Source organism: Pseudomonas sp. K5002 (assembly GCF_013386655.1).
GTDB lineage: Bacteria > Pseudomonadota > Gammaproteobacteria > Pseudomonadales > Pseudomonadaceae > Aquipseudomonas.
The window spans coordinates 1-453 of sequence record NZ_JACARK010001631.1; the positions used below are offsets into that span (position 1 = coordinate 1).

At 66.4% G+C, this 453-nt stretch carries 1 protein-coding gene; it reads left to right on the plus strand.

Annotation, left to right across the window (positions count from 1 at the left end; all coding sequences use genetic code 11):
• Positions 1 to 453 (plus strand): phosphopantetheine-binding protein (locus HX846_RS38380; RefSeq protein WP_256740543.1); only part of this gene is annotated, 453 nt, incomplete at both ends.

Sequence of the window (453 nt, forward strand, 5' to 3'; positions counted from 1 at the left end):
GGTCAAGGTGCGCGGGTTTCGCGTCGAGCTCGACGAGATCCAGGCCCAGTTGGCGAGCCTGTCGGGCGTGGCCCAGGCGGCGGTGGAATGCCTGCCTAAAGGTGAGCTGGGCCAGCAACTGTTTGCGTTCCTGACCTTGGCGCCAGGGCATTCGCTGACAGTGGCGCAACTGCATGGCCAGGCGCAGGACCGCCTGCCGGATTACATGCTGCCGAACCTGCGTATCGTTGAAGCGTTGCCGTTGATGGGCAATGGCAAGCTCGACCGCAAGACCTTGCAGCAATGGGCAGACAAGGTCCTCGACAGCGTGGGCGGCGCCCTGCCGCGCACGCCATTGGAGGCATTGCTGGCCGAAGTCTGGGCGCAGGTGTTGGGCCTGGAGCGGGTGGGGATCGAGGATGACTTCTTCGCCCTGGGCGGGCACTCGCTGGCGGCGGTGAGCCTGGCGAGCCG